18 protein-coding genes are annotated in these 25,316 nt (G+C 71.7%); 10 read left to right on the top strand and 8 right to left on the bottom strand.

The genetic code is table 11. The annotated features are described in order from the left end of the window. The first annotated feature begins 228 nt into the window (after window positions 1–228). Complete coding sequence (ggt, locus tag ACSBPG_RS29830; protein ID WP_435540895.1) at window positions 229–2,001, top strand: gamma-glutamyltransferase; 1,773 nt, start codon at window positions 229–231, stop codon at window positions 1,999–2,001. Window positions 2,002–2,007: 6 nt separating this feature from the next. Here ggt and ACSBPG_RS29825 read toward each other — a convergent pair whose 3' ends face one another. Continuing rightward, the gene (locus tag ACSBPG_RS29825; RefSeq protein WP_435540894.1) at window positions 2,008–2,211 is read right to left on the bottom strand and encodes a hypothetical protein; all 204 of its coding nucleotides are present in this window, start codon (window positions 2,209–2,211) and stop codon (window positions 2,008–2,010) included. Between the two features lie 147 nt (window positions 2,212–2,358). On the opposite strand from ACSBPG_RS29825, the gene aroA reads away from it, so the two are divergent. The 3 genes from aroA to rpsA all read left to right on the top strand — a co-directional run bounded on the left by aroA (window position 2,359) and on the right by rpsA (window position 6,294). Further along, window positions 2,359–3,708, top strand: coding sequence for a 3-phosphoshikimate 1-carboxyvinyltransferase (gene aroA / locus ACSBPG_RS29820; protein WP_435540893.1), 1,350 nt, complete (start codon window positions 2,359–2,361; stop codon window positions 3,706–3,708). Continuing rightward, complete coding sequence (gene cmk, locus ACSBPG_RS29815; protein WP_435540892.1) at window positions 3,705–4,412, top strand: (d)CMP kinase; 708 nt, start codon at window positions 3,705–3,707, stop codon at window positions 4,410–4,412. Before aroA ends, cmk begins: the two co-directional genes overlap by 4 nt. A gap of 166 nt (window positions 4,413–4,578) precedes the next feature. Further along, complete coding sequence (rpsA, locus tag ACSBPG_RS29810; RefSeq protein ID WP_435540891.1) at window positions 4,579–6,294, top strand: 30S ribosomal protein S1; 1,716 nt, start codon at window positions 4,579–4,581, stop codon at window positions 6,292–6,294. 270 nt (window positions 6,295–6,564) lie between these two features. Here rpsA and ACSBPG_RS29805 read toward each other — a convergent pair whose 3' ends face one another. The 3 genes from ACSBPG_RS29805 to ACSBPG_RS29795 form a co-directional block, all read right to left on the bottom strand. Beyond that, window positions 6,565–6,798, bottom strand: coding sequence for a type II toxin-antitoxin system ParD family antitoxin (locus tag ACSBPG_RS29805; RefSeq protein WP_435540890.1), 234 nt, complete (start codon window positions 6,796–6,798; stop codon window positions 6,565–6,567). A gap of 87 nt (window positions 6,799–6,885) precedes the next feature. Further along, window positions 6,886–7,944 (bottom strand): LacI family DNA-binding transcriptional regulator, encoded by a 1,059-nt coding sequence (locus ACSBPG_RS29800; protein WP_435540889.1) that lies wholly within the window; start codon window positions 7,942–7,944, stop codon window positions 6,886–6,888. A 44-nt stretch (window positions 7,945–7,988) separates the two neighbouring features. Next, on the bottom strand, window positions 7,989–9,323 hold the full coding sequence (locus ACSBPG_RS29795; RefSeq protein ID WP_435540888.1) for a GH1 family beta-glucosidase: 1,335 nt from the start codon (window positions 9,321–9,323) through the stop codon (window positions 7,989–7,991). A 188-nt stretch (window positions 9,324–9,511) separates the two neighbouring features. Between ACSBPG_RS29795 and ACSBPG_RS29790 the strand changes: the two genes are divergently transcribed. The 5 genes from ACSBPG_RS29790 (at window position 9,512) to ACSBPG_RS29770 (ending at window position 14,729) form a co-directional block, all read left to right on the top strand. Further along, the gene (locus tag ACSBPG_RS29790; RefSeq protein ID WP_435540887.1) at window positions 9,512–10,756 is read left to right on the top strand and encodes an ABC transporter substrate-binding protein; all 1,245 of its coding nucleotides are present in this window, start codon (window positions 9,512–9,514) and stop codon (window positions 10,754–10,756) included. A 62-nt stretch (window positions 10,757–10,818) separates the two neighbouring features. Continuing rightward, window positions 10,819–11,763, top strand: coding sequence for a carbohydrate ABC transporter permease (locus ACSBPG_RS29785; protein ID WP_435540886.1), 945 nt, complete (start codon window positions 10,819–10,821; stop codon window positions 11,761–11,763). Further along, window positions 11,763–12,599 carry a carbohydrate ABC transporter permease gene (locus ACSBPG_RS29780; protein WP_435540885.1) on the top strand — a complete coding sequence of 279 codons (837 nt, stop codon included), beginning with the start codon at window positions 11,763–11,765 and terminating at the stop codon, window positions 12,597–12,599. Before ACSBPG_RS29785 ends, ACSBPG_RS29780 begins: the two co-directional genes overlap by 1 nt. Before the next feature lie 5 nt (window positions 12,600–12,604). After that, window positions 12,605–13,696 (top strand): ABC transporter ATP-binding protein, encoded by a 1,092-nt coding sequence (locus ACSBPG_RS29775; protein ID WP_435540884.1) that lies wholly within the window; start codon window positions 12,605–12,607, stop codon window positions 13,694–13,696. Window positions 13,697–13,715: 19 nt separating this feature from the next. Then, window positions 13,716–14,729, top strand: coding sequence for a Gfo/Idh/MocA family protein (locus ACSBPG_RS29770; RefSeq protein ID WP_435540883.1), 1,014 nt, complete (start codon window positions 13,716–13,718; stop codon window positions 14,727–14,729). On the opposite strand, the gene ACSBPG_RS29765 is transcribed toward ACSBPG_RS29770, so the two are convergent. Next, the gene (locus ACSBPG_RS29765) at window positions 14,730–15,182 is read right to left on the bottom strand and encodes a thermonuclease family protein (protein WP_435540882.1); all 453 of its coding nucleotides are present in this window, start codon (window positions 15,180–15,182) and stop codon (window positions 14,730–14,732) included. It abuts the gene before it with no gap. Between the two features lie 543 nt (window positions 15,183–15,725). Between ACSBPG_RS29765 and ACSBPG_RS29760 the strand changes: the two genes are divergently transcribed. Then, window positions 15,726–19,400, top strand: a complete 3,675-nt coding sequence (locus ACSBPG_RS29760; protein WP_435540881.1) for a vitamin B12-dependent ribonucleotide reductase — start codon at window positions 15,726–15,728, stop codon at window positions 19,398–19,400. Between the two features lie 130 nt (window positions 19,401–19,530). On the opposite strand, the gene ACSBPG_RS29755 is transcribed toward ACSBPG_RS29760, so the two are convergent. From ACSBPG_RS29755 to ACSBPG_RS29745, 3 genes are read right to left on the bottom strand one after another with little or no spacing between them, the layout of a single operon-like run. Next, a complete protein-coding gene (locus ACSBPG_RS29755; RefSeq protein ID WP_435540880.1) occupies window positions 19,531–22,617 on the bottom strand; it encodes an efflux RND transporter permease subunit in 3,087 nt (1,028 codons plus the stop codon). Beyond that, window positions 22,614–23,765 (bottom strand): efflux RND transporter periplasmic adaptor subunit, encoded by a 1,152-nt coding sequence (locus ACSBPG_RS29750; RefSeq protein ID WP_435540879.1) that lies wholly within the window; start codon window positions 23,763–23,765, stop codon window positions 22,614–22,616. The genes ACSBPG_RS29755 and ACSBPG_RS29750 overlap by 4 nt, the downstream gene beginning before the upstream one ends. Next, complete coding sequence (locus ACSBPG_RS29745) at window positions 23,762–25,195, bottom strand: efflux transporter outer membrane subunit (protein WP_435540878.1); 1,434 nt, start codon at window positions 25,193–25,195, stop codon at window positions 23,762–23,764. The genes ACSBPG_RS29750 and ACSBPG_RS29745 overlap by 4 nt, the downstream gene beginning before the upstream one ends. Window positions 25,196–25,316 lie beyond the last annotated feature (121 nt).

Here is a 25,316-nt window from a genome sequence, read left to right as displayed (position 1 = left end):
ACCCGCGGGTTATGGCAGCCCAGCGGGTGCGCCGGGCGCTCCGGAAGCAGCGGCTCCATGCGTTCCCACAACTCACCCGGCAACCGCCAGCCGTCGTCTTGAACCAACTTGCCCATTGAAACCTCCGGGCCGCAATGCACTGGACGTTCAACAGAGCAGGCGAAACCGGATCCCTACTGGAATAGGCTCTAAGATGGGTGTCCGCAGGAACAGGGAAGGACGACATCCATGACCATCGCCGCCCGCCCCGGCCGCCGGCCGGCCGCCGCCGGTCTGGCCGCGCTGCTCCTGGTGCTGCCGCTGCTGGCGCCGCCGCCGGCGCACGCCGTCAGCGACGTGGCGCCCGAGGGCCGCACCGGCCGCGTCGAGCGCGCCGTCGGCACCGCCAGCCGCTTCATGGCGGCCGCCGCCAACCCCCTGGCCGCCGCCACCGGCCGCCGCGTGCTGCGCGACGGCGGCAGCGCCGTCGACGCGGCGATCGCCATGCAGATGGTGCTGGGCCTGGTGGAGCCGCAGAGCTCCGGGCTCGGCGGCGGCGCCTTCCTGCTGCACTGGGACGCCGCGGCGGGGACGCTGAGCGCGCTCGACGGGCGCGAGACGGCGCCGATGGCGGCGACGCCGGAGCGCTTCCTCGGCCCGGACGGCCGGCCCATGGACTTCTACGACGCCGTGGTCGGCGGCCGCTCGGTCGGCGTGCCCGGCCTGCTGCGCATGCTGGAGCTGGCCCACCGCCGCCATGGCCGGCTGCCCTGGCGCGACCTGTTCGCCCCGGCCATCCGCCTGGCCGAGGAGGGGTTCACGGTGTCGCCGCGCCTGCACGGGCTGCTGGCCCAGGACCGCCACCTGCGCGGCGATGCCGCGGCCCGCGCCCTCTACTACGGCGAAGACGGGGCGCCGCTGCCGGTCGGCGCCACGGTGCGCAACCCGGACTACGCCGCCGTCCTGCGCGCCGTCGCCGAGGGCGGGGCGCGGGCCTTCTACGAGGGCGACATCGCCGCCGCCATCGCCGCCGCGGTGGCGGCGCACCCCGCCAACCTCGGCGACCTGACCCCGGCCGATCTCGCCGCCTACCGCGCCAAGGACCGGCCGCCGGTGTGCGGCGCCTACCGCGGCTACCGCGTCTGCGGGATGGGCCCGCCGAGCTCCGGCGGGGTGGCGGTGCTGCAGATCCTCGCCGTCCTCGAGTCCCGCGACCTGGCGGCGGCGAAGGGCGATCCGGCGGAGGCCGCGCACTGGTTCGCCGAGGCCGGCCGGCTGGCCTTCGCCGACCGCGCCCGCTATCTCGCCGATCCCGACTACGTGCCGGTGCCGGTGAAGGGGCTGACGGATCCCGGCTATCTCGCCGGGCGGGCGGCGCTGGTCGATCCGCGGACCTCCATGGGGCGGGCCGAGGCGGGATCGCCGCCGTGGCGGGAAGGCGCCCTGTACGGCGCCTCCGACGGCGTCGAACACGGCACCTCCCACATCGCCGTGGTGGATGCGCGGGGCGACGCCGTCTCCATGACCACCTCGATCGAGAGCGCCTTCGGGGCGCGGCTGATGGTGCGCGGCGTGCTGCTCAACAACCAGCTCACCGACTTCGCCTTCGACCCCGTGGCCGAGGGGGTGCCGGTGGCCAACCGGGTGGAGCCGGGCAAGCGGCCGCGCAGCTCCATGGCCCCGACCATCGTCTTCGACCCCGAGGGCCGGCTGTACGCCGTGCTCGGCTCGTCCGGCGGCAGCCAGATCATCAATTACGTCGCCAAGACGCTGGTCGGCCTGATCGACTGGGGGCTCGACCCGCAGCAGGCGGTCGACCTGCCCAACTTCGGCAGCCGCAACGGCGCGACCGAGCTGGAGACGGGCTCCGAGGCGGCGGCCTGGGCGCCGGACCTGGAGGCGCGCGGCCACGCGGTGACGCTCATGGAGATGACGTCGGGCACCCAGGCGATCCTGGTGACGCCGCAGGGGCTGCTGGGCGGCGCCGACAGCCGGCGCGAAGGGGCGGCGGTCGGCGACTGAGACCGCCTATCCCGCGTCGTGCGCGCTTTCCCGCGTCTCGGTGAAGATGACGACGGCGGTGCCGTGGCGCAGCACCACGTCGGCGTAGCAGACGCCGCCGTCGCGCTCCTTGCGCCAGCGGCTGGGCGCGCCGAGGAAGCGGAAGCCCTCGTCGGCGAGGAACCGCTCCGCGTCGCCGCGGCACGGAAAGCGTCGGGTGGTGGTCTTCATGGCCGCCTCCTTCCGGGCGGTGCGGGCCCGAGACCCGAACGGAAGAAACGGCGGGGGCCGGCCTCCTGTTCCACCGCTCGCATCGCCGGCATGGCTGTGTTAGGAACTCGGCCCGAACGTCGAACCACCAGATCCGAGGGTCTTGCCATGCCGCAGGCGACGCCGCTGCGCTCCTCGTCCACCGGCGCCCTGAGCGGCACCGTCCGCGTCCCGGGCGACAAGTCGATCTCCCACCGCTCGCTGATGCTCGGCGCGGTGGCGGTCGGCGAGACGGTCGTCCACGGTCTGCTCGAGGGCGAGGACGTGCTGCACACCGCGGCCGCCATGCGGGCCCTGGGGGCGCAGGCCGAGCGCGGGGCCGACGGGACGTGGCGGGTCCGCGGCGTCGGCGTCGGCGGCCTGGGGGAACCGGCGCAGGTGCTCGACATGGGCAACAGCGGCACCGCGGCGCGCCTGCTGATCGGCCTGGTGGCGGCGCACCCCATCACCACCTTCTTCACCGGCGACGCCTCGCTGAACAAGCGGCCGATGGCCCGCATCATCGGTCCGCTGGAGCGCATGGGGGCGAGCTTCGTCGGCCGCAGCGGCGGGCGGCTGCCGCTGGCGGTGATCGGCACCGACCGGGCGGTGCCGATCGAGTACCGGCTGCCGGTGCCCTCGGCCCAGGTGAAATCGGCGGTGCTGCTGGCCGGCCTCAACACGCCGGGCGTCACCACGGTCGTCGAGACCGAGCCGTCGCGCGACCACACCGAGCTGATGCTGCGCCACTTCGGCGCCACCGTCACCACCGAGCGCCTGGAGGACGGCGCGCTCGCCGTCTCCGTCACCGGCCAGCCCGAGCTGACCGGGCGCACCATCCATGTGCCGGCCGACCCCAGCTCGGCCGCCTTCCCCGCCGTGGCGGCGCTGCTGCGCCCCGGGTCGGAGGTGGTGCTGACCGACGTCGGCATGAACCCGCGCCGCACCGGCCTCTACGACACGCTCGTCGAGATGGGCGCCGACATCGGCTTCGAGAACCGTCGCGACCAGGCCGGCGAGCCGGTCGCCGACCTGCGGGTGCGCGGCGGCGCGCTCCAGGGCGTCGTCGTCCCGGCCGAGCGCGCGCCGTCGATGATCGACGAGTACCCGATCCTCGCCGTCGCCGCCTCCTTCGCCGAGGGCACCACCACCATGCTCGGCCTCAAGGAGCTGCGGGTGAAGGAGAGCGACCGCCTCGCCATGATCGCCGAGGGGCTGACCCGCTGCGGCGTGCGGGTCGAGGTGGGGGCCGACGACAGCCTCACCGTGCACGGCGGCGGGCTCGCCAACCCGCCCAGGGGCGGCGCCACCGTCGCCACCTCCATGGACCACCGCATCGCCATGAGCTTCCTGGTCTTCGGCACGGCCTCGGCCGAGCCGGTCGGGATCGACGACGGTGCCTTCATCGACACCAGCTTCCCCGGCTTCGTCACCCTGATGAACGGGCTGGGGGCGAAGATCGCGGACGCGACGTCATGAGCCGTTCCACCGTGATTGCCCCCGCCGGCTCCGCCGTCGTCGCCCCCGCCGTCATCGCCATCGACGGCCCCGCCGCCTCGGGCAAGGGCACCCTGGCCCGGCGGATCGCCGCGCGCTACGGCTTCGCCCACCTCGACACCGGGCAGCTCTACCGCGCCGTCGGCGTGGCGGTGATGCGGGCCGACAAGGACCCCGCCGATCCCGTCTTCGCCGCCCACGCGGCGCGCGCGCTCAAGCCCGACGACGCCATCCTCGCCGACCCCGAGCTGCGCTCCGACGCGGCCGCCCAGGCGGCCTCCAAGGTGGCGGCGGTGCCCGAGGTGCGCCAGGCGCTGCTCGAGTTCCAGCGCGGCTTCGCCGCCCGGCCGCCGGGCGGCGCCGCCGGGGCGGTGCTGGACGGGCGCGACATCGGCACCGTGGTCTGCCCCGACGCGTCCGCCAAGCTCTATGTTACCGCTTCCGTAGAGGTGCGCGCCCGGAGGCGACTCAAGGAGTTGCAGGATCGCGGGATCCCGGCTATACCAGAGGCCGTCCTGGAGGACATGAAGGCCCGTGATGCGCGCGACAGCCAGAGAGCGGTGGCCCCGCTCAAGCCGGCTGGCGACGCATTTGTGCTTGATACGTCCGCGATGGGCGCCGACGAGGCGTTCGACGCGGCCGTCGCCTACATCGCTTCGGCCACCGGCCTCGGGGGCGGGCGCTGAGGCGGGGGGAGGCGTCGAGACCGCGGACCGGGTCGGTCCTTCCGGGGAACAGTCAACCCAAGTCGCCGGGCGTGGGGCCCGGTGCGGCGGTCCGGTCGCGGCCACGCTCCATGATGCCGTGGGGGTGGGAGCGCCGGGGCGCTTTTTTGCAACCTTAGGAGTTTCGATGGCACAAGCTATGGCCAAGACCGGTGGAGAGGGCAAGGAAAGCTTCGCCGCTCTCCTGGAGGAGTCGCTGGGCACCAGCGAGAGCCTGGAGGGCACCGTCGTCAAGGGGCGTGTCGTTGCGGTCGAAAACGACATGGTCACCATCGACGTCGGCCTGAAGTCCGAGGGCCGGGTCGCGCTGAAGGAGTTTGCCCAGCCCGGTCAGCCGGCTGAGCTGAAGGCCGGGGACACCGTCGAGGTGTACCTGGAGCGCATGGAGGACAAGAACGGCGAGGCCGTGCTGTCCCGCGAGAAGGCGAAGCGCGAAGAGGCGTGGACGCAGCTCGAGAAGGCGTTCAACGACCAGCAGCGCGTCACCGGCGTGATCTTCGGCCGCGTCAAGGGCGGCTTCACGGTCGACCTCAACGGCGCCGTGGCGTTCCTGCCGGGCTCGCAGGTGGACATCCGTCCGGTGCGCGACATCTCCCCGCTGCTGGGCACCCCGCAGCCCTTCCAGATCCTGAAGATGGACCGCTCGCGCGGCAACATCGTGGTGTCGCGCCGCGCCGTGCTCGAGGAGAGCCGTGCCGAGGCCCGCTCGGAGCTGGTGGCCAACCTCAAGGAAGGCCAGGTGCTGCAGGGCGTGGTCAAGAACATCACCGACTACGGTGCGTTCGTCGACCTGGGCGGCGTGGACGGCCTGCTGCACGTCACCGACATCGCCTGGCGGCGCATCAACCACCCCTCCGAGGCGCTGCAGATCGGCCAGACCGTCACGGTCCAGGTCATCCGCTTCAACCCGGAGACCCAGCGCATCAGCCTCGGCATGAAGCAGCTCGAGGCCGATCCGTGGGAGGGCGTGGAGGCCAAGTACCCGGTCAGCGCCCGCTTCAAGGGCCGCGTCACCAACATCACCGACTACGGCGCCTTCGTGGAGCTGGAGCCGGGGATCGAGGGCCTGGTGCACGTCTCCGAGATGTCGTGGACCAAGAAGAACGTCCATCCCGGCAAGATCGTGTCGACTTCCCAGGAGGTCGAGGTCATGGTGCTGGACGTCGATCCGCAGAAGCGCCGCATCAGCCTCGGCCTGAAGCAGTGCCTCGACAACCCGTGGGAGACCTTCCTCGACAAGTACGGCCCGGGCACCGAGCTGGAAGGCGAGGTCAAGAACATCACCGAGTTCGGTCTGTTCGTGGGTCTGCCCGGCGACATCGACGGCATGGTGCACATGTCCGACCTCGACTGGAACAAGTCGGGCGAGGAGGCGATCGCCGAGTACAAGAAGGGCGACCGCGTCAAGGTCAAGGTGCTGGACGTCGACGTCGAGAAGGAGCGCATCTCGCTCGGCATCAAGCAGCTCGCCTCCGATCCCTTCGAGTCGGCCACGGCCGGCATGAAGAAGGGCGACGTGGTGACCTGCACGGTGACCCAGGTCACCGACGGTGGCATCGAGGTGGCGGTGGGCGAGGGCTTCACCGGCTTCATCCGCAAGTCCGACCTGTCGCGCGAGCGCTCGGAGCAGCGTCCGGAGCGCTTCGCGGTGGGTGAGAAGGTCGACGCCAAGGTCACCCAGATCGACCGCGGCTCGCGCCGCATCTCGCTGTCCATCAAGGTCCGCGAGATGGAGGAGGAGAAGCAGGCGATGGCCGAGTACGGCTCGTCCGACTCCGGCGCCTCGCTGGGCGACATCCTCGGCGCCGCCTTGAAGCGCCGTCAGCAGACCGGCGAGGAGTAACCCTCCTCCGGCACCGGTTACGGAAGGGCCGCCGTGGGCAACCGCGGCGGCCCTTTTGTCGGTTGGGGTGAGAAGAAACGGGAGAAAGAGCACCGGCTTGCCAGTAGAAGGGTCATACCGGCGAGCCGAAGTCCTGACACACGTTTGCCCCCACCCCGACCCTCCCCCGCTTCGCAGGGGAGGGAGGGGACCCGCGGCGGAGCCGTGGGGAGGGTGGGGGCAGGAGGTGTGTCAGCCATTCCGCTCGACGGTATCACTCCTCGATGTCGTTCAGGTCTCGTCGATGGGACGGTCGTCGAGACGACCGGCCCGCCAGTCTTCGGTCCCGACCAGGACGGCGCGCCGGAGCACCTCCTGTTTCTCTTGCTCGACCGCCTTTTCCCGGTGGAGCAGACGAAGCGCATCCCGCACCACCTCGCTCTGCGAGGCGTTTCCTCCGCTCGCGACCTCCTGCTCGACGAACGCGGCCAGCCCTGCGGGCAGGCTGATGTTCATCGCGGGCATTCGACACCCCTCCGTCGCCGCATTCAGCGTGGAGATCTGGCAAGCCTTGTCAAGGTGGCCCACCCCTTGCCAACGCCGTGCCCCCGCTCACCCCGCCGCGCCTGTCGGGCTGTCGTCGTCGCGGAAGCGGCGCAGGTCGTCGGTGCGCTCGTAGGGCAGGACCGTCGTCAGCGCGTCCGGCGGCTCGCCCGCCAGCAGGGCCAGCGTGTGGTGGGCCAGGGTCTCGCCGACCCGGCGCTGCGGCTGGTAGTAGTAGACGACGCGCTGCTCCGACAGCATGCGGAAGGGCATGCCGCCGAAGCCGACCACCGGCACGCCGTCGCGCACCGTGTCGATGCCGCAGCCGATCAGCCCCTCCAGCACGCCCACCACCGACATCTGGTTGGCGCAGATGACGGCGCTGACCGAGCGGTCGGCGCCCAGCAGGCGGCGCGCCGCCTCCCGCGTCGCCCGCACCGAGAGCTCGGCGGTGACGCTGAGCGCCGGGTCCCAGGGCAGGCCCGATTCGGCCAGCCCGCGCCGGTAGCCGCGCAGGCGGTAGCCGAGATAGGTGAGCGGGCCCGCCGGGTTGATCAGGGCGATGCGGCGGTGCCCTTGCGCGGCCAGGCGGGTGACCGCGTCGACGACGGCGCCCTCGTCGTCGTGGTCGACGTAGGCGTGCGGCGTCAGCAGCTCGGTGCGGCCGAAGCTGACGAAGGGAAAGCCGCGTTCCAGGCAGTAGCGGGCCCGCTCGTCGAGCGGCGTGGTGCGGGAGAAGACGACGGCGTCGGCGAGGCGCTGCTCCGCCACCTTGCGCACGGCGTCGAGCGGCGTCTGGCGGCCGGTCTGGGCCAGCACCAGGAGATTGTACTGGGACGCTTCGAGCCCGGCCGACAGACTCTCCACCTGGGCGAGGAAGCCGGGATCGCCGTAGTCGCCGACCTCCGGCGCGTAGAGGATCGAGCACACCTTCATGGTGCGGCCGGTGCGCAGGTGGATGCCGCCGACGTTGGGCACGTAGCCCAGCGCGGCGGCCGCCTCCTTGACCCGGGCGATGGTTTCCGGCCGCACCTCCGGCCCGTCCTTGAGGGCGCGCGACACGGTGGTCACCGACAGGCCGAGATGGTCCGCCAGCGTGCGCAGATTGGCGTGCCGCCGTCCCGTCACCGCGATGCCTCCGCCGCCTCCGTCGGCTCCCGGCATAGCCGAAATCACTCCGCCGGCAAAGCGTTGGCGGCGATGACCGAGCGCAGGAAGTCGAACGACGCCTTCGGCGTGCGGGCCTGGGTCGCGTAGTCCACGTGCACCAGCCCGAACCGCTTGCCGTAGCCGTGCGCCCATTCGAAGTTGTCGAGCAGCGACCACGGCATGAAGCCGCGGACGTCGGCGCCCTCCGCCACCGCCCGCCAGAGATGGGCGAGGTAGTCGCGGTAGTAGGCGATGCGGTCCTGGTCGTCGACCCGGCCGTCGGGCCCGACGAGGTCGAGGAAGGCGCCGCCGTTCTCGGTCACGTAGACCGGCGGGTTGCCGCAGCGCTCCTTGAGGATCATCAGCGCCTCGTAGAAGGCGCGGCCGTCGATCGCCCAGTTCATCTCGGTGCGGCGGAAGAACCGCGGCGGCTCGGCGTGGCGGAACGGCCAGGCGCCGCCGTCGGCGGCGGTGACGTAGCTCGGGAAGTAGTGGTTGACGCCGAGGAAGTCGATGGGCCGGTTGATCTCCGCGAGGTCGCCGTCCTTGACGTGCTCGGCGAAGCGGTCCTCCAGCGAGGCGGGGTAGCGGCCGGCGTAGACCGGGTCGAGGAAGACGCCGTTCCATTTGTCCTCGAACAGGGCGGCCAGGGGGGCGTCCCGTTCGGCGAACTGCGGCAGCGGCCGCGCCTTGTGCACGGGCAGGACGAAGCTGACGCCGGCCCGCGGCGTCAGCGCGCGCAGCACGGCGACGGCGCGGCCGTGGGCGAGGTTGATGTGGTGGGCGGCGCGCACCGCCGCGCGCGGGTCGGTCAGGCCGGGGGCGTGTCGCCCCTCCTCGTGGCCGACCCAGGCGGAGACGCTGGGTTCGTTGAAGGTCACCCAGTTCTCGACCCGGTCGCCGAGGCGCCGGGCGACCACCGCGGCGAAGTCGGCGAACCACGAGGCGCTGTCGCGGTTGGTCCAGCCGCCGCGGTCCTGCAGCGCCTGCGGCAGCTCCCAATGGTAGAGGCAGGGCCAGGCGCGCAAGCCCCGCTCCAGCAGCCCGTCGACGATGCGGTCGTAGAAGTCCAGGCCGGTCTCGTTCACCGCCCCGGTGCCCTCCGGCATCACCCGCGACCACATGGTCGAGAAGCGGTAGACCGTGGCGCCGAGGCGGCGCAGCAGGTCGAGGTCCTCGCCGTAGCGGTGGTAATGGTCGCAGGCGACCGTGCCGGTGTCGCCGCCGGCCACCTTGCCCGGCGTGGCGCAGTAGGTGTCCCAGATGCAGGGCCCCCGGCCGTCGTCCGGCGCCCCTCCCTCGATCTGGTAGGCGGACGTCGAGACGCCCCACACGAAGCCCTCGGGAAACCGCAGCATCCTGAAACCCTCCCGATCGGCGGCACCCCCATGGCGCGCCAATTCGTAACGTTACGATTTGGACTGTATCGCCTGAACTTCCGTTGAACAAGCCGATTATGGCGTTGACAATCGGCCGGACACATTCATACTGGCCAAAAATCGCAACGTTACGATTTGCGGCAACGGGTCGAACCGGGGAGGTGACCATGCTCAGGGCGATGCGCTATGCGGGGCTCGTGTCGGCGGTGGCGGCGGGGCTGGCGGCTCCGGCCGTCTCGGCGCAGACCGCCGAGGTGCTGAACTGCTGGACGTCGGGCGGCGAATCCGCGGCGCTGGCCGAGGTGCGCGCCGCCTTCGCGGCGGCCGGCGGCACCTGGAAGGACACGCCGATCGCCGGCTGCTCCAACGCCCGCGCCGCGGCGGTCAACCGCATGATCGGCGGCGACGCTCCGCCGATCTTCCAGTTCTCCATCGGCGAGCAGCTCAAGGAGCTGGCCGAGCAGGGGCTGATCGGCGACATCGACGGCCCGGCCAAGGCCGGCGACTGGGATGCCCTGCTGCCGCCGATGATCGCCCGGGTCGCCAAGTACGACGGGCGCTACATCGCCGCCCCGGTGAACATCCACGGCGAGAACTGGATGTTCTACAACACGGCCGTCCTGAAGGACGCCGGCGTCGCCGTGCCCGGGACCTGGCCGGAGTTCCTCGAGGCGGCCAAGGTGCTGAAGGGCAAGGGGGTGACGCCGATCGCGCTGGGCGGCCAGCCCTGGCAGGAGCGCATCCTGTTCAACACCGTGCTGCTGGGCATCGGCGGGCGCGACCATTACGCGCGGATCTACGGCGACCTCGACCGCGCGGCCATGGAGTCCGGGACGACGCTCGAAGCCTTCCGCACCTTCGCGGCGCTGCGCGACTTCGTCGACGAGGGCAGCCCGGGGCGGCGCTGGAACGAGGCCACCGCCATGCTGATGCGCGGCGCCGCCGCCTTCCAGTTCCAAGGCGACTGGGTCAAGGGCGAGATGGTGGCGGCGGGAATCGAGCCGGGCACCGCGGTCGGCTGCGCCCTCGCCCCGGCCAAGGACACCGCCTACATCATGGCGGTCGACGCCTTCGCCTTCTCCCGCACCGACGACGCCGAGGCCAAGGCGGCGCAGGCGCTGATGGCGAAGGTGCTGCTCGACCCCAAGGTGCAGGTCGCCTTCAACCAGCGCAAGGGCTCCATCCCCATCCGCAACGACGTCGACGGCAGCGGCTTCGACGCCTGCGCCCGGCGGGCGATGGAGACGCTGAAGGACCCGAAGACGCACCTCGTCAGCACCGGCCTGTTCGGCGTCTCCAGCTCGGTCTCCGGCGCCATCGACGACGCCATCTCCCAGTACTGGAACAACCCGTCGATGACGCCGGAGGAGGGGCGCGCCCTCTTCGTGCAGTCCATCGGCGACGCCCGCTGACGGTCCGCCCCCGGAACCCGGCCGGGCCGGGGGCGACGCCCCGGCCCGGGAAGGAGCGCCCGATGTCCCATGCCGAACAAAGCCCGGCGGTCCTGCCCGCCGCCGGCACCGACCGCGCGGTCCGGCCGCGCCGGCGCCTGTCGCCGACCGCGGCGGCGCGGATCGCGCTGGTCCCGGCGACGGTGATCACGCTGGTCTGCTTCTACGCCTTCATCGCCTGGACCTTCGTGATCTCCCTCACCAAGTCGCGGCTGCTGCCGGTCTACGACTTCGTCGGCTTCGACCAGTACCGCCGGCTGTTCGCCAGCGCCCGCTGGTGGACGGCGATGGAGAACCTGGCGATCCACGGCACCCTGTTCATCGCCGGCTGCACCCTGGCGGGCTACGCGCTGGCCATCCTGATCGACCGCGGGGTGCGGGCGGAGGGCTTCTTCCGCACCGTCTTCATGCTGCCGCTGTCGATGTCCTTCATCGTCACCGGCGTGATCTGGCAGTGGCTGCTCAACCCGGTCTACGGCATCCAGGACGCCGTGCGCGACCTCGGCTGGACGGACTTCGTCTTCAACTGGATCGTCCGGCCGGACCGGGCGGTCTACACGCTCGCCATGGCCGGCGTCTGGCAGCAGGTCGGGCTGTGCATGGCGCTGTTCCTGGCCGGCCTGCGCGGCGTCGATCCCAACATCTGGAAGGCGGCGCGGGTCGACGGCATTCCCACCTGGCGGGTCTATCTGCACGTGATCACGCCGATGCTGCGGCCGGTGTTCTTCACCGTGGTGATCCTGCTGTCGGCCCTGGTGATGAAGGCGTTCGACCTGGTGGTGGCGCTGACCGGCGGCGGGCCGGGCTTCGCGTCGGACCTGCCGGCCCGCTTCGTCGTCGACCACATCCTGAACCGGCAGGAGCTGGGGCTGGGTGCGGCCGGCGCCTTCATGATGCTGTGCACGATCGCCGCCGTCATCGCCCCCTACCTCTACGTCGAGCTGCGCAAGGCGCGGGGAGGCCGGTGATGCGCTACCAGCGGGTCGTCCTCTATCTCCTGCTGATCAGCGCCGCGCTGGCCGTGCTGGCGCCGCTGCTGATGATGCTCTCCACCTCGCTGAAGCCGATGGCGGAGATCCGCGACGGCAGCCTGTTCGCGCTGCCCCGGGCGCCGACCCTGGAGGCCTGGGGCAAGGCGTGGAACGGGCGCAACGGTGCCGCCGGGCTGTCGGGGCAGTTCGTCAACTCCTTCCTGATCGTCATCCCCTCGCTGGTGCTGTCGGTCGGCCTCGGCGCCATCACCGGCTTCGCGCTCAGCCTGTGGCGGCTGCGCCACGCCAACCTGCTGTTCGCGGCCCTGCTGATCGGCCTGTTCATCCCGCCGCAGGTGACGCTCTATCCCATGATCATCCTGGTCCGCGAGCTCGGCCTGTTCGGCACCGTGCCGGGGCTGGTGCTGGTGCACGTGGTGTGGGGGCTGGCCTTCGTGACCCTGCTGTTCCGCAACTTCTTCCAGTCGGTGCCGCCCGACCTGATGAAGGCGGCGCGCATCGACGGGGCGGGGTTCCTGGCGACCTTCTGGTACGTCATGCTGCCCCTGTCGCTGCCGGTCTTCGCGGTCGCCGTCATCCTGCAGTTCACCTACACCTGGAACGACTTCCTGCTCGGCCTGACCTTCAGCGGCCGCGACAGCCAGCCGGTGACGGTGGCGCTCAACAACCTCGTCGCCTCCCAGTTCGGCGAGCAGGAATACAACGTCAACATGGCGGCGACCATGCTGGTCGCCCTGCCCACCGTCCTGGTCTACCTGTTCTCCGGGCGCCTGTTCGTGCGCGGCATCGCCGCCGGCGCCGTCAAGGGATGAGGAGCATGGTCATGCAAGGCGTCTCGCTCGAAGGGGTCCGCAAGGCGTTCGGCACCACCGTCGTCATCGACGGCCTGGACCTGGAGGTGGAGCACGGCGAGTTCCTCGTCCTGCTGGGGCCGTCGGGCTGCGGCAAGTCCACCCTGCTCAACATGATCGCCGGGCTGGAGCCGATCTCCGGCGGGCGCATCCGCATCGCCGGGCGCGACGTCAGCGCGCTGGAGCCGGACGCCCGCGACATCGCCATGGTGTTCCAGTCCTACGCCCTCTACCCCACCATGACGGTGCGCCGGAACATCGGCTTCGGCCTGAAGATGCGCGGCACCCCGCGCGCCGAGGTCGAGCGCACGGTGGCGGAGGTGGCCGAGCTGCTGCGCATCGGCCATCTGCTCGACCGCCGGCCGGCGGAGCTGTCGGGCGGCCAGCAGCAGCGGGTCGCCATCGGCCGCGCCCTGGTGCGCCAGCCCAAGGTCTTCCTGTTCGACGAGCCGCTGTCGAACCTCGACGCCAAGCTGCGCGCCGACATGCGCATCGAGTTGAAGCGCCTGCACGAGCGGCTGGGGCGCACCATGATCTACGTGACCCACGACCAGATCGAGGCGATGACCATGGCGACGCGCATCGTCGTCATGGACAAGGGCCGCATCCAGCAGTGCGACCGCCCCGAGGAGGTCTACGACCGTCCCGCCAACCGCTTCGTCGCCTCCTTCGTCGGCGCGCCGACCATGAACTTCCTCGACGGCCATCTCGCCCCGGCCGACGGGCGCCTGCGCCTGGTGTGCGGCGGCGCCGTCATCCCGCTGCCCGGGCTGGCGCTGTCCGACGCGGGCGTCGACGGGCGGCCGGTCACCCTGGGCTTCCGGCCCGAGCACATCCGGGTGGCCGAGGACGGCGGGCCGGAGGCCTTCACCGCCAACCCGCTGATGGCCGAGCCGACCGGCCCCGACCTCTACGTGCTGCTGGCCACCGAGGCGGGCGAGGTCACCGCCCGCATGGCGCCGGACCAGCGCATCCACCGCAACGCGCCCCTGCCGATCCGGCTCGACGGCAGCCGCGTTTCGCTGTTCGATCCGCACGACGGCCGACGGCTCGCCTGACCGCGACGGGAGGGGAACGATGGACGCGGTCCGCTGGGGCATTCTGGGCACGGCGAAGATCGCCGTGGAGAAGGTCATTCCGGGGCTGCGGCGCACCGACCGGGCCACGGTGGCGGCCATCGCGTCGCGCGACGCCGCCCGCGCCGGCGCCGTCGCGGCGCGGCTCGGCATCCCCCGCGCCCACGGCAGCTACGAGGCGCTGCTGGCCGATCCGGCGGTGGAGGCGGTCTACATCCCGCTGCCCAACGACCAGCACGTCCCCTGGGCGATCCGCGCCGCCGAGGCGGGCAAGCACGTGCTGGTCGAGAAGCCGCTGGCGCTGACCGCCGCCGAGGCCGAGCGCCTGATCGCCGTGCGCGACCGCACCGGCCGGGTGATCCTGGAAGCCTTCATGGTGCGCCACCACCCGCAATGGCTGCGCGCCCGCGCGCTCGTCCGGGCCGGCCGGATCGGCGATCTCCTCGCGGTGACCGCCAGCTTCAGCTACCACAACGCCGATCCCGCCGACATCCGCAACCGGGCAGAACACGGCGGCGGCGCGCTCTACGACATCGGCTGCTACCCCGTGATGCTGGCGCGCTGGCTGTTCGGCGCCGAACCGACGCGCGTCACGGCGCTGGTCGAGCGCGATCCGGCCTGCCGTGTCGACGTCCTGACCTCGGCGCTGATGGCCTTTCCCGGCGGCGGCCACGCCACCTTCACCGTGTCGACGCGGATGGTGCCCTACCAGCGGGTGCAGCTCCTCGGCAGCGCCGGCCGCATCGAGGTGCGCATCCCCTTCAACGCGCCGCCCGACGAGCCCTGCCGCATCCTGGTCGACGACGGCAGCCGGCGCGGCGACGCCTCGGCGGTGGCGGAGGACCTGGAGGCGGCCGACCAGTACGCCCTCCAGGCCGAGGCGTTCGCCCGCGCGCTGCGCGACGGCGTGGCGCCGGAGTACCCGCTCGAGGACGCGGTGGCGACCCTGCGGGTGATCGAGGCGCTGTTCCGCAGCGGCGAAGCAGGGGGCTGGGAGTCGCTGGCCGGGCGGTGACTACACCCCCTCGCACCAGGGCTGGCGCTTCTCGCCGCCGTAGGGGCGGGCGAGGCCGGCGGTCAGCAGGGCGTGCGCGAGGTCGGTGCCGCCGGCGCTGAGGACGCGGGCGCGCACCCGGCCACCGTACTTGTCGGCCTGCACCTCCAGCAGCCGCACCGGGCCGTCGGCGACGAGTCGGCGCGTCAGCTCGCGCGCCTCGATCGCCATCTCCTTTTCCCGGGGGCAGCGGGCGCGCAGCTCCGGCGTGTCGACGCCCTCCAGGCGCACCAAAGTCTCCACCATCTGGCCCAGCCAGATGGTGGCGCGCACCGACAGCGTGTCGCCGTCCACCACCTCCAGCACCTCGGCCGGAATCGGTCCCGGCAGGGCGGCCGATTCGCGCGCCAGCGCCGGCGCGAGCGCCGCCGGGATCAGGGCGATCAGGAGAAGGGCGGGCAGGGGAGCGCGCACGGGTGCACCCTCGAAACGGGCCGCGTCGGCCCTGGTCACCCGCCGAGTCTAGGCGCCGAGCTGGAACGAAGCAAGATCATTCTAGGCATTTCGTCCTTAAGGCGCAAGGCATGCGTATGTATGAAGGACTTTCGTCCTCAAAGTTGCGCCTCGGCGATTCGCGGACAGTGCTGCGGGAATTTCCCATGAACGGTCGGTTGCGGGATTCGCAGGGATATCCCCAGACACAACCGCCGCTAGGCGCACGCCCCCTCGGAGGCGTCCGGTCCTTATAGGTGGAGGAACGTTCCCCGCGAGGCCCGGCGCCGGCCGGAGAAAAATCGGACCCCCGCCGGAACTCCCGGCATGCCCGCGCCGTTGAGGGTGCGACGCTATATCTTGTGGGCAACTCGGTGCAAAACACCAAATCGGGTTGATCGCCCGATAGCGTGTGGTTAGGGTGCCCCCAGAATACAGGATGTGGCGTCCGGCGGCCAGCCAGAGCGTGGCCGTGGACCGCCGGCGTCCGCGGGCAGATTTACGGGAACAGGGAGCGCGACACTCATGCGGATCCAGAGACGCTTCACGCACGAAGGCAAGGACGCCTACGCCGCCTTCGGCTTCCGCCGGGCCACGAGCGAGATCCGCAACCCCGACGGCTCGGTGGTGTTCTCGCAGTCCGGCATCGAGGTGCCGGACGCCTGGAGTCAGGTCGCCAGCGACATCCTGGCCCAGAAGTACTTCCGCAAGGCGGGCGTGCCCGCCGCCCTCAAGGCGGTGGAGGAGGAGACCGTCCCCTCCTGGCTGTGGCGCAAGGCCGCGGACGAGAAGGCGCTGGCCAAGCTGCCCAAGGAGGAGCGGTTCGTCGGCGAGACCTCGGCCAAGCAGGTGTTCGACCGGCTCGCCGGCACCTGGACCTATTGGGGCTGGAAGGGCGGCTACTTCGACGGGGAGGGCGACGCCCGCGCCTTCTACGACGAGATGCGCTACATGCTGGCCGCCCAGATGGCCGCGCCCAACAGCCCGCAGTGGTTCAACACCGGCCTGCACTGGGCCTACGGCATCGACGGGCCGAGCCAGGGTCACTATTACGTCGACTTCAAGACCGGCCTGCTCACCTCCTCGGCCTCGGCCTACGAGCACCCGCAGCCGCACGCCTGCTTCATCCAGTCCGTCGGCGACGACCTCGTCAACGAGGGCGGCATCATGGACCTGTGGGTGCGCGAGGCGCGCCTCTTCAAGTACGGCTCGGGCACCGGCTCCAACTTCTCCAAGCTGCGCGGCGAGGGCGAGCGGCTGTCGGGCGGCGGCAAGTCGTCGGGCCTGATGAGCTTCCTCAAGATCGGCGACCGCGCCGCCGGCGCCATCAAGTCGGGCGGCACCACCCGGCGCGCCGCCAAGATGGTGACCGTCGACCTCGACCATCCCGACATCGAGGCCTACATCGACTGGAAGGTGGTCGAGGAGCAGAAGGTGGCCGCCCTGGTCGCCGGCTCCAAGACCTGCCAGGCGCACCTCAACAAGGTGATGGCCGCCTGCGCCCAGGGCCTGGACCCCAAGGAGAACCGCGCGCTCAAGCTGGCGATCAAGGCCGCCCGCAACGCCGGCATCCCGGAGAACTACGTCCAGCGCGTGATGCAGTTCGCCAGCCAGGGCTACACCCACATCGACTTCCGCACCTACGACACCGACTGGGATTCGGAGGCCTACCTGACGGTGGCCGGCCAGAACTCCAACAACTCGGTGCGCGTGTCCGACGCCTTCATCGAGGCGGTGCTGGAGGACGGCGCCTGGGACCTCATCCGCCGCACCGACGGCAAGGTGGCCAAGACGCTGCGCGCCCGCGACCTGTGGGACAAGATCGGCTACGCCGCCTGGTCGTGCGCCGACCCCGGCGTGCAGTTCGACACCACCATCAACGACTGGCACACCTGCCCGGCCTCGGGGCGCATCAACGCCTCGAACCCGTGCTCGGAGTACATGTTCCTGGACGACACGGCCTGCAACCTGGCGTCCCTGAACCTGCTCACCTTCCGCCGCCCCGACGGCTCCTTCGACGTCGAGGCGTTCGAGCACGGCTGCCGCCTGTGGACCATCGTCCTCGAGATCTCCGTGCTGATGGCGCAGTTCCCCAGCCGTGAGATCGCCGAGCTGTCCTACCGCTTCCGCACGCTCGGCCTCGGCTACGCCAACCTCGGCGGCCTGCTGATGGCGTCGGGCCTGTCCTACGACAGCGACGAGGGCCGCGCCATCTGCGCCGCCATCTCCGCGGTCATGACCGGCACCGCCTACGCCACTTCGGCCGAGATGGCGGAGGAGCTGGGGCCGTTCGCCGGCTACGCCGAGAACCGCGACAACATGCTGCGGGTGATCCGCAACCACCGCCGCGCCGCCCACGGCGAGACCGGCGGCTACGAGGGGCTGTCGGTCAACCCGGTGCCCTTCGACCCGACCCAGTGCCCCGACGAGGAGCTGGCCGAGGCCGCCGCCCGCGCCTGGGACCGCGCCCTGGAGCTGGGCGAGCAGCACGGCTTCCGCAACGCCCAGTCCACGGTGATCGCCCCCACCGGCACCATCGGCCTGGTGATGGACTGCGACACCACCGGCATCGAGCCCGACTTCGCGCTGGTGAAGTTCAAGAAGCTGGCCGGCGGCGGCTACTTCAAGATCGTCAACCGGCTGGTGCCGGAGGCGCTGGCCACGCTCGGCTACACGCCGGAGCAGATCGAGGCGATCGGCCGCTACGCCGTCGGCCACGGCACCCTGAAGGGTGCCCCCGGCGTCAACCACGACACGCTCAAGGCCAAGGGCTTCGACGACGCCACCCTGGCGAAGCTGGAAGCGGCGCTGGCCAACGCCTTCGACATCAAGTTCGCCTTCAACAAGTGGACGCTCGGCGCCGACGTCATCACGGCCAAGCTGGGCATCCCGGCGGCCGAGCTCGACCAGCCCGGCTTCGAGCTGCTGCCGCGCCTCGGCTTCTCCCGCCAGGAGATCGAGGCGGCCAACACCCACTGCGCCGGCGCCATGACCTTGGAAGGCGCGCCGCACCTGAAGGAAGAGCACCTCGCGGTGTTCGACTGCGCCAACCCGTGCGGGCGCATCGGCAAGCGGGCGCTGTCGTGGAAGAGCCACATCACCATGATGGCCGCCGCCCAGCCCTTCATCTCCGGCGCCATCTCCAAGACCATCAACATGCCCAACGCCGCCACGGTGGAGGAGTGCAAGGACGCCTACCTCCTGTCGTGGCGCCTCGGCCTGAAGGCGAACGCGCTCTACCGCGACGGCTCCAAGCTCAGCCAGCCGCTGTCGGCCTCGCTGCTCGACGGCGTCGAGGAGGACGAGGAGGATCTGGTCGAGCGCATCGTCGAGGCCCCCAACGCCGCCCGCGTGCCGCTGGTCACCGAGCGGGTGGTGGAGAAGGTGGTCGAGAAGATCATCGAGCGGAAGATGGCCGAGCGCCAGAAGCTGCCGCACCGCCGCAAGGGCTACACCCAGAAGGCGATGGTCGGCGGCCACAAGATCTACCTGCGCACCGGCGAGTACGAGGACGGCCGGCTCGGCGAGATCTTCATCGACATGCACAAGGAGGGCGCCGCCTTCCGGTCGCTGATGAACAACTTCGCCATCGCCGTGTCGATCGGCCTGCAGTACGGCGTGCCGCTCGAGGAGTTCGTGGAGGCCTTCACCTTCACCCGCTTCGAGCCGTCGGGCTCGGTGCAGGGCAACGACGCCATCAAGATGGCGACGTCGGTGATCGACTACCTGTTCCGCGAGCTGGCGATCTCCTACCTCGGCCGCACCGACCTGGCGCACGCCACGCCGGATGACCTGCTGCCCTTCACCGTCGGCTCGGGCGACGCCCAGGGAGACCTGCCGGACGAGCAGCCGATCCAGCCCTCGGACATCGTCCGCCGGGTGGCGTCGACCGGCTACGTCCGCTCCAACCTGCGGGTGCTCGACGGCGGCCAGGCCCAGAAGGCGGTGGCGGCGGTGGCGCTCGCCACCGGCACCGACGGCCCCGCCGCGCCGACCGCCCGGGCGGCGGAGGTCACGGCGACCGCCACGGTCACGGTCGGTTCGGTGCAGGCGGTGGACAGCCGCATCGAGCGGGTGCGCGAGGCGCGCGCCCGCGGCTACGAGGGCGACCCCTGCGGCGAGTGCGGCAACATGACCCTGGTCCGCAACGGCACCTGCCTGAAGTGCGACACCTGCGGATCTACGACGGGCTGCAGCTGAGCGCGGGTGCGGGCGCTGGTCGGTGGGGGGGCGCTTCGGCGCCCCCCTTTCGTTGTGGGCGGCGCCGGCAGGCGACGACGGCGATACTCGTGCACCGCCGCCGGCTGGAAAGCGTCGTATCCCCGCGCGATCACCCCGCCCGATCGACCCCGCCGGCCTGCGCCATGGCGGCGCGGCGGACCCGGCCGGCGATCCGGCGGGAAAGGTCGTCCACCAGCACGAAGATCACCGGGATCACCAGCAGGCTGAGCACGGTCGAGGTCAGCAGACCGCCGATGACCACGACGGCCATGGGCTGGCGGAAGCTCGGGTCGGCGCCCATGCCGAGCGCGATGGGCAGCATGCCGGCGCCCATGGCGATGGTGGTCATGAGGATCGGCCGGGCGCGCTTGTGGCAGGCGTCGATCAGGGCATCGACGCGGCCCATGCCCTGGTCGCGCCGCGCCATCACCGCGTACTCCACCAGGAGGATCGAGTTCTTGGTCACGATCCCCATCAGCATCAGGAGGCCGATCACCGTCGGCATCGAGAAGCTCATCCCCATGACCAGCAGCGCGAAGAGGGCACCGCCGACCGACAGCGGCAGTGCGGCCAGGATGGTCAGCGGCTGCAGGAACTCGTGGAACAGCAGCACCAGCACCGCGTAGATGCAGAAGATGCCGATCCCGGCAGCCGTGCCGAAGCTGCCGAACAGCTCGTTCATGCGTTCCAACTCGCCTTGCTGCACCAGATGCACCGACGGCGGCAGGGCGCGCAGCGACGGCAACGCCTCGGCCTCGCGCATCACCTCGCCGAGCGCGCGGCCGGCCAGTTCGACCGTCAGGGTGACGTTGCGCGAGCGGTCGAGCCGGTCGATCTGCGACGGCCCGCTGCCGAAGCCGACGTCCGCCACCGACGCCAGGGCCACCGATCCGCGCGCCCCGGTCACCCGGAGCTGGCCGAGGCGTGCCAAGTCGGCGCGCACCGCCGGGTCGAGCTGGACGCGGATGGGGATCTGGCGCTGCGGCAGATTCAGCTTGGGAATGTCCGTGGAATAGTCGCCGTAGGTCGCCATGCGCACCGTCTCGGCGAGATCCTCCGAAGTCACGCCGAGGGCGGCGGCGCGGGCGTGGTCGGGGGCGATCTGGATCTCCGGGCGCTGCAGCGCCGCTCCCGAGGTCACGCTGCCGATCCCTTTCAGGGTGCGCAGGTCCGCTTCCACCGATGCCGCGGCCCGTTCCAGCGCCAGCGGATCGTCGCTGGCCAGGGTGATCTGCAGTTGCTCGCCGTTGCTGCCGCGGCCGACCTCGATCCGGGCGCCGGGAATCCGCCGCAGCAGGGCCCGCATCCGTTCCTCCACCGCCGCCTGCGGGAGCGTGCGTTCGGAGCGGGGGCGCAACTGCACCGTCAGGGCGGCGCTGCGCGCGCTGGTCGTCGTCGTCGCCTCCATGCCCTGGCCGGAGGTGGCGGTGCCCACCGAGGCGAACACGCCCGTCACCTCCGGCATGCCGCGGATCAGGGCCATGGCGCGCCCGGTCACGGCCGCCGTGTCGTCCAGGGCGGCGTCCGGCGGCAGGGTCAGGGTGACCTGCGTCTGGGCGTCGTCCTGGGCCGGCATGAAGCCGGTCGGCAGCAGGGGGATCATCGACAGGGACAGCGCGAGGAAGGCGAGGGCGGCGAGCGCGGTGCGCCCGGGGTGGCGCAGGCAGGTGCGCACGCCGGCGAGATAGGTCCGCATCACCCAGCCGTCGCCCGCGCGATGCGGGCGGACCACCATGAAATAGGCCGCCATCATCGGCGTCAGCAGACGCGCCACCAGCAGCGAGGCCAGCACCGCCACCGCAGCGGTGATGCCGAACTGCCGGAACAGCCTGCCGGGGATGCCGTCCATGAAAGCGGTGGGCAGGAACACCGCCACCAGGGTGAAGGTGGTGGCGATCACCGCCAGGCCGATCTCGTCGGCCGCCTCCATGGCGGCGGCCAGCGGCGACTTGCCCTGGCGCAGGTGACGGGCGATGTTCTCCACCTCGACGATGGCGTCGTCGACCAGGATGCCGACCACCAGCGCCAGCGCCAACAGCGAGATGGTGTTCAGGCTGAAGCCCAGGAGCTGCATCGCCGCGAACGCGGGGAGGATGGACAGCGGCAGCGCTACCGCCGAGATGACGGTCGCCCGCCAGTCCCGCAGGAACCACCACACCACCACCACCGCCAGCGCCGCCCCCTCCAGCAGCAGGTGCATGGAGCCCTCGTAGTTCTCGATGATGGGGGTGACGGTGGTGCTGGCCTCGGCGATGGTCGCTTCGGGGTGGGTGGCGGCGAAGGCGGCGATGGCCGACCGCGCCGCCTCGGCGACGCCGACATCGGAGAAGCCCTTGGAGCGGGTGATCTGGAAGGCGATCACCGGGACGCCGTCGAGAAAGGCCCGGGTCGACCGGTCGGCGTGGATGTCGCTGACCCGGGCCACCTGGTCGAGCCGGACGTGCCGTCCGTCGGCCAGCGGGACGGCGATGGCGGCCACCTCCCGCGCCGTCGCGACGGCCCCCAGGGTGCGCATGGACTGCCGCTTGCCCCCCACCTCGCCCTGGCCGCCGGAATCGTCCTTCTGCATCGCCTCCACGGCGGCGGAGACGTCCGACGCGGCGATCCCCAACCCGGCCATCAGGGTCGGGTCGAGGTCGACGTGGACCTCGCGGTCGACGCCGCCGATGCGGGTGACCGCGGCGACCCCCTTGGCCGACAGCACCGCCTTGGTGATGTCGTTGTCGACGAACCAGGACAGCTCCTCCTCGTCCAGCCGGTCGGAGCGCACGGTGTAGGTCAGCAGCGCCCGCGTCTCGGCGGTCACCTTGGACACGCTGGGGCTGGCCATGCTGGCGGGCAGGTCGGCCTTGGCGCCGTCCACCGCGTTGCGAACCTCGTTCAGCGCCTCCTCGCTGTCCTTGTCGATGTCGAAGGAGACGCTGATGGTGACGGTCCCGTCGGTGATGGTGGTGGTGATGTGCTCGATCCGGCCGAGGGAGGCCAGCTTGTCCTCGATCTTGCGCGCCACCTCGGTCTCGAGCTGCGCCGGCGCCGCTCCCTCCAGCGTGGCGCTGACGGTGACCGTGGGCAGATCCATGTCGGGGAACTGCTGGACGCCCAGCCGGGCGAAGCCGATCAGGCCGAGCAGGGTCAGCAGGATGAACAGGAGCAGCGCCGGCACCGGGTTGCGGATCGACCAGGTGGAGAGGTTCATGACCGGTCCTCCGGCACGGCGGCGGTCGGCTCGGCGGCGGTCGGCTCGGTGGTGGCGGGCGCGGCGGTGACCACGCTGCCGTCGGAGAGGAAGGCGCCGCCGGATTCGACGATGGGGAGGTCGGCCGGCAGTCCGGTCAGGATCTCGGCCCTGGCGTCGCGGTGGCGCCCGGTGGTCACGCCGTGCCGCCTGACCCGCCCGTCGGCACCGATCGAGAAGACGTAGGCCCGGCCGTCGCGCAGGACGACGGCCGACTGCGGCACGGTGAGGGCCGGGGCGGTCTCCAGCTCGATCGTGCCGCTGGCGTAGCCGCCGGCGACCGCACCGCTGCCGGCGGGCAGAGCGACGTAGACGATGCCGCGTCCGGTGTCGCCGTCGAGGCTGGGGGCGGGCAGGCGCACCGCGCCGGTGAGGGTGCGGCCGTCGGGCAGGGTCACCCGTGCCGTTTGCCCCGGGCGGACGCGGGCGAGCTGACGGGCGTCCAGTTCGGCCCGCCACTCCACCCGGCCCTGGCGTTGCAGGCGGAACAGCTCGGTCCCGGCCGACACAACGGTGCCCAGGGCAGCGGACCGGGCGGTGATGACGCCGTCGTCCACCGCCCGGATGCTGGTCTGCCCCAGCGTGATGCGGCTGCTCTCCAGGTTCGCCTCGGCGGCGGCAAGGCTCGCCTTGGCGGTGTCCTCGGCGATCAGGTACTCGGTGACCTGCTGCTCCGACAGGGCGCCGCTGCCCTTGACCTTGCGGGCCCGCCGGGCGTCGGCCTCGGCCTGGGCCAGCTTGGCCCTGGCCTCGGCCACCGTCGCCTCCTGCTTGCGGACGTCCGCCCGGGCGGAGTCCCGGGACAGGCGGGCCAACTCCTGGCCCCGGGTCACCACCGTGCCGACGTCGGCGAACAGATCGGTGATGCGCAGGCTGCCGACCTCGGCGCCGATCACCGCTTCCTGCCAAGCGGCGAGGGGGCCGCTCGCGGTCAGCGTCTGCGGCCACTCCAGCACCGACGGCGTGGTGGCGGTGACGGTCAGCACGCTGGACGCCGCCGCCGTGTCCGTGGCGGTCTCGGCGTGCGGCGCGTCAGGCCGGAGCGCCGCTCCGGCGGCCAGCGCGGCTGCGACGACGGCGGCGAGGCCGATGGGAAGGATGCGGTTCATGAGGGGATGTCCGTTGCCGGGCCGGGGGAGCGGGCCGGGGTGTCCGGCCGCCAGCCGCCGCCCAGCGCCTTGTAGAGGGCGATCCAGTATTGGATCTGGTCGCGCCGGAGGGTGATGGTTTCGATCTCCGCCGCCAGCGCGCTGCGGCGCGCCTCTTCGCGGTCCAGAAGACTGGCGCCACCGGCCCGCCAATTGCGGTCGACGGCCTCGAAGTAGGTCCGGTAGCCCCGGGCGGCGGCTTCGGCATCGGCGGTCCGCCGGGTGGCGCCGTCCAGGCGGACCAGGGCCTGCTCCACCTCCTTCAGCGCGGTGCGCACGCCGTCCCGGTACGCCGCCAGCCGCGCCTCGTAGGCGGCCTCGGCACTGTCCACCGCAGCGGCCCGCTTGCCGGCGTCGAAGACGGGCAGAGACACCACCGGTCCGAGAAGCCAGCCGGTCATCAGCGAGCCGAGGCCGCTCCCCGACCGCCCGATCTCGCCGGAGAAGGTCAGACTCGGGTAGCGGTCGGCCTCGGCGGCACCGATCTCGGCACTGGCGGCGGCGAGTTCCCGCTCCAGCGACGCCAGATCGGGCCGCTGGGCCAGCAGGGCGGCGGGAACGTGGTCCACGGCGAATGCGGCCGGGGCCGGCAGGGCGGGGGTGCCCTGGTCGAAGAGATGGCGCAGCGTTGGCTCCTGCTCGCCGGTCAGGGCGACCAGCGCCTTGACGAGCACGTCGCACGCCGCCCGTTGTTCGACCAGGGTGGAGCGCAGGCTGGCGGCGCTCGCCTGCTCCAGGGCGCCGTCGATGTCCGAGGTCAGGCCCGCCCGCACGGCGGTGGCGGTGGCCCGCGCCGTTTCGGTCTGCGACCGCGCTTCGTCGGCGTAGGCGTCGGCCAGCAGCCGGCAGGCGCGGAACTGGACGTAGGTGTCGGCGACCTCTGCCGCGAGCGACACGCGGGCGTCGTGCCAATCGTCGGTGCGCGCCGCGATCCGCGCCTGCGCCGCTTCGTTGCTGCGGCGCACCTTGCCGAAGAGATCGATCTCCCAGGAGGCGTCGAGCGTTCCGGAGAGCGAGTTGGCCACCCCGCCGCCGGTCCCCGTTCCCGTCCCCTCCTTCGACCGCTGGGCCGTCCCGCCTCCCGAGAGGTTCGGCAGCCCGTCGGCCCGGCTGTCCGCCAGAGTGGCGCGGGCGGCGCGGATGTTGGCCCAGGCGGCGGCCAGGGATGGACTGCCGGCCTCGGCCGAGCGCAGAAGCCGTGTCAGCACCGGGTCGTCGAAGCGGTTCCACCAGCCGATCAGCCCGGTGGTGCTGCCGTCGTGCGGCAGGGGGGCCGACCAGGCCGCCGGGGCCGCCGTGCGTGGTGGTCGGTAGTCCGGTCCCACGGCACAGGCCGTCAGGACCAGCGCCATGGCCGCGACCATCATTCGAAGGCGAAGAACGGGCACCATGCCGGCGCAAATCCCGTCAAGAGGAACATCTGCCGCCGATATAGCGCAGGGCGATGTTAAGCGCGGTTAAGCCTCTGTAAAGTTATGAAAAACTTCGGCGCCGCTCGTAACGGGTGGGTGT

The sequence above is a fragment of the Azospirillum sp. ST 5-10 genome (genome assembly GCF_051225715.1).
In the GTDB taxonomy this organism is placed as follows: Bacteria; Pseudomonadota; Alphaproteobacteria; order Azospirillales; family Azospirillaceae; genus Azospirillum.
This window is presented reverse-complemented; position numbering and strand designations above follow the sequence as displayed.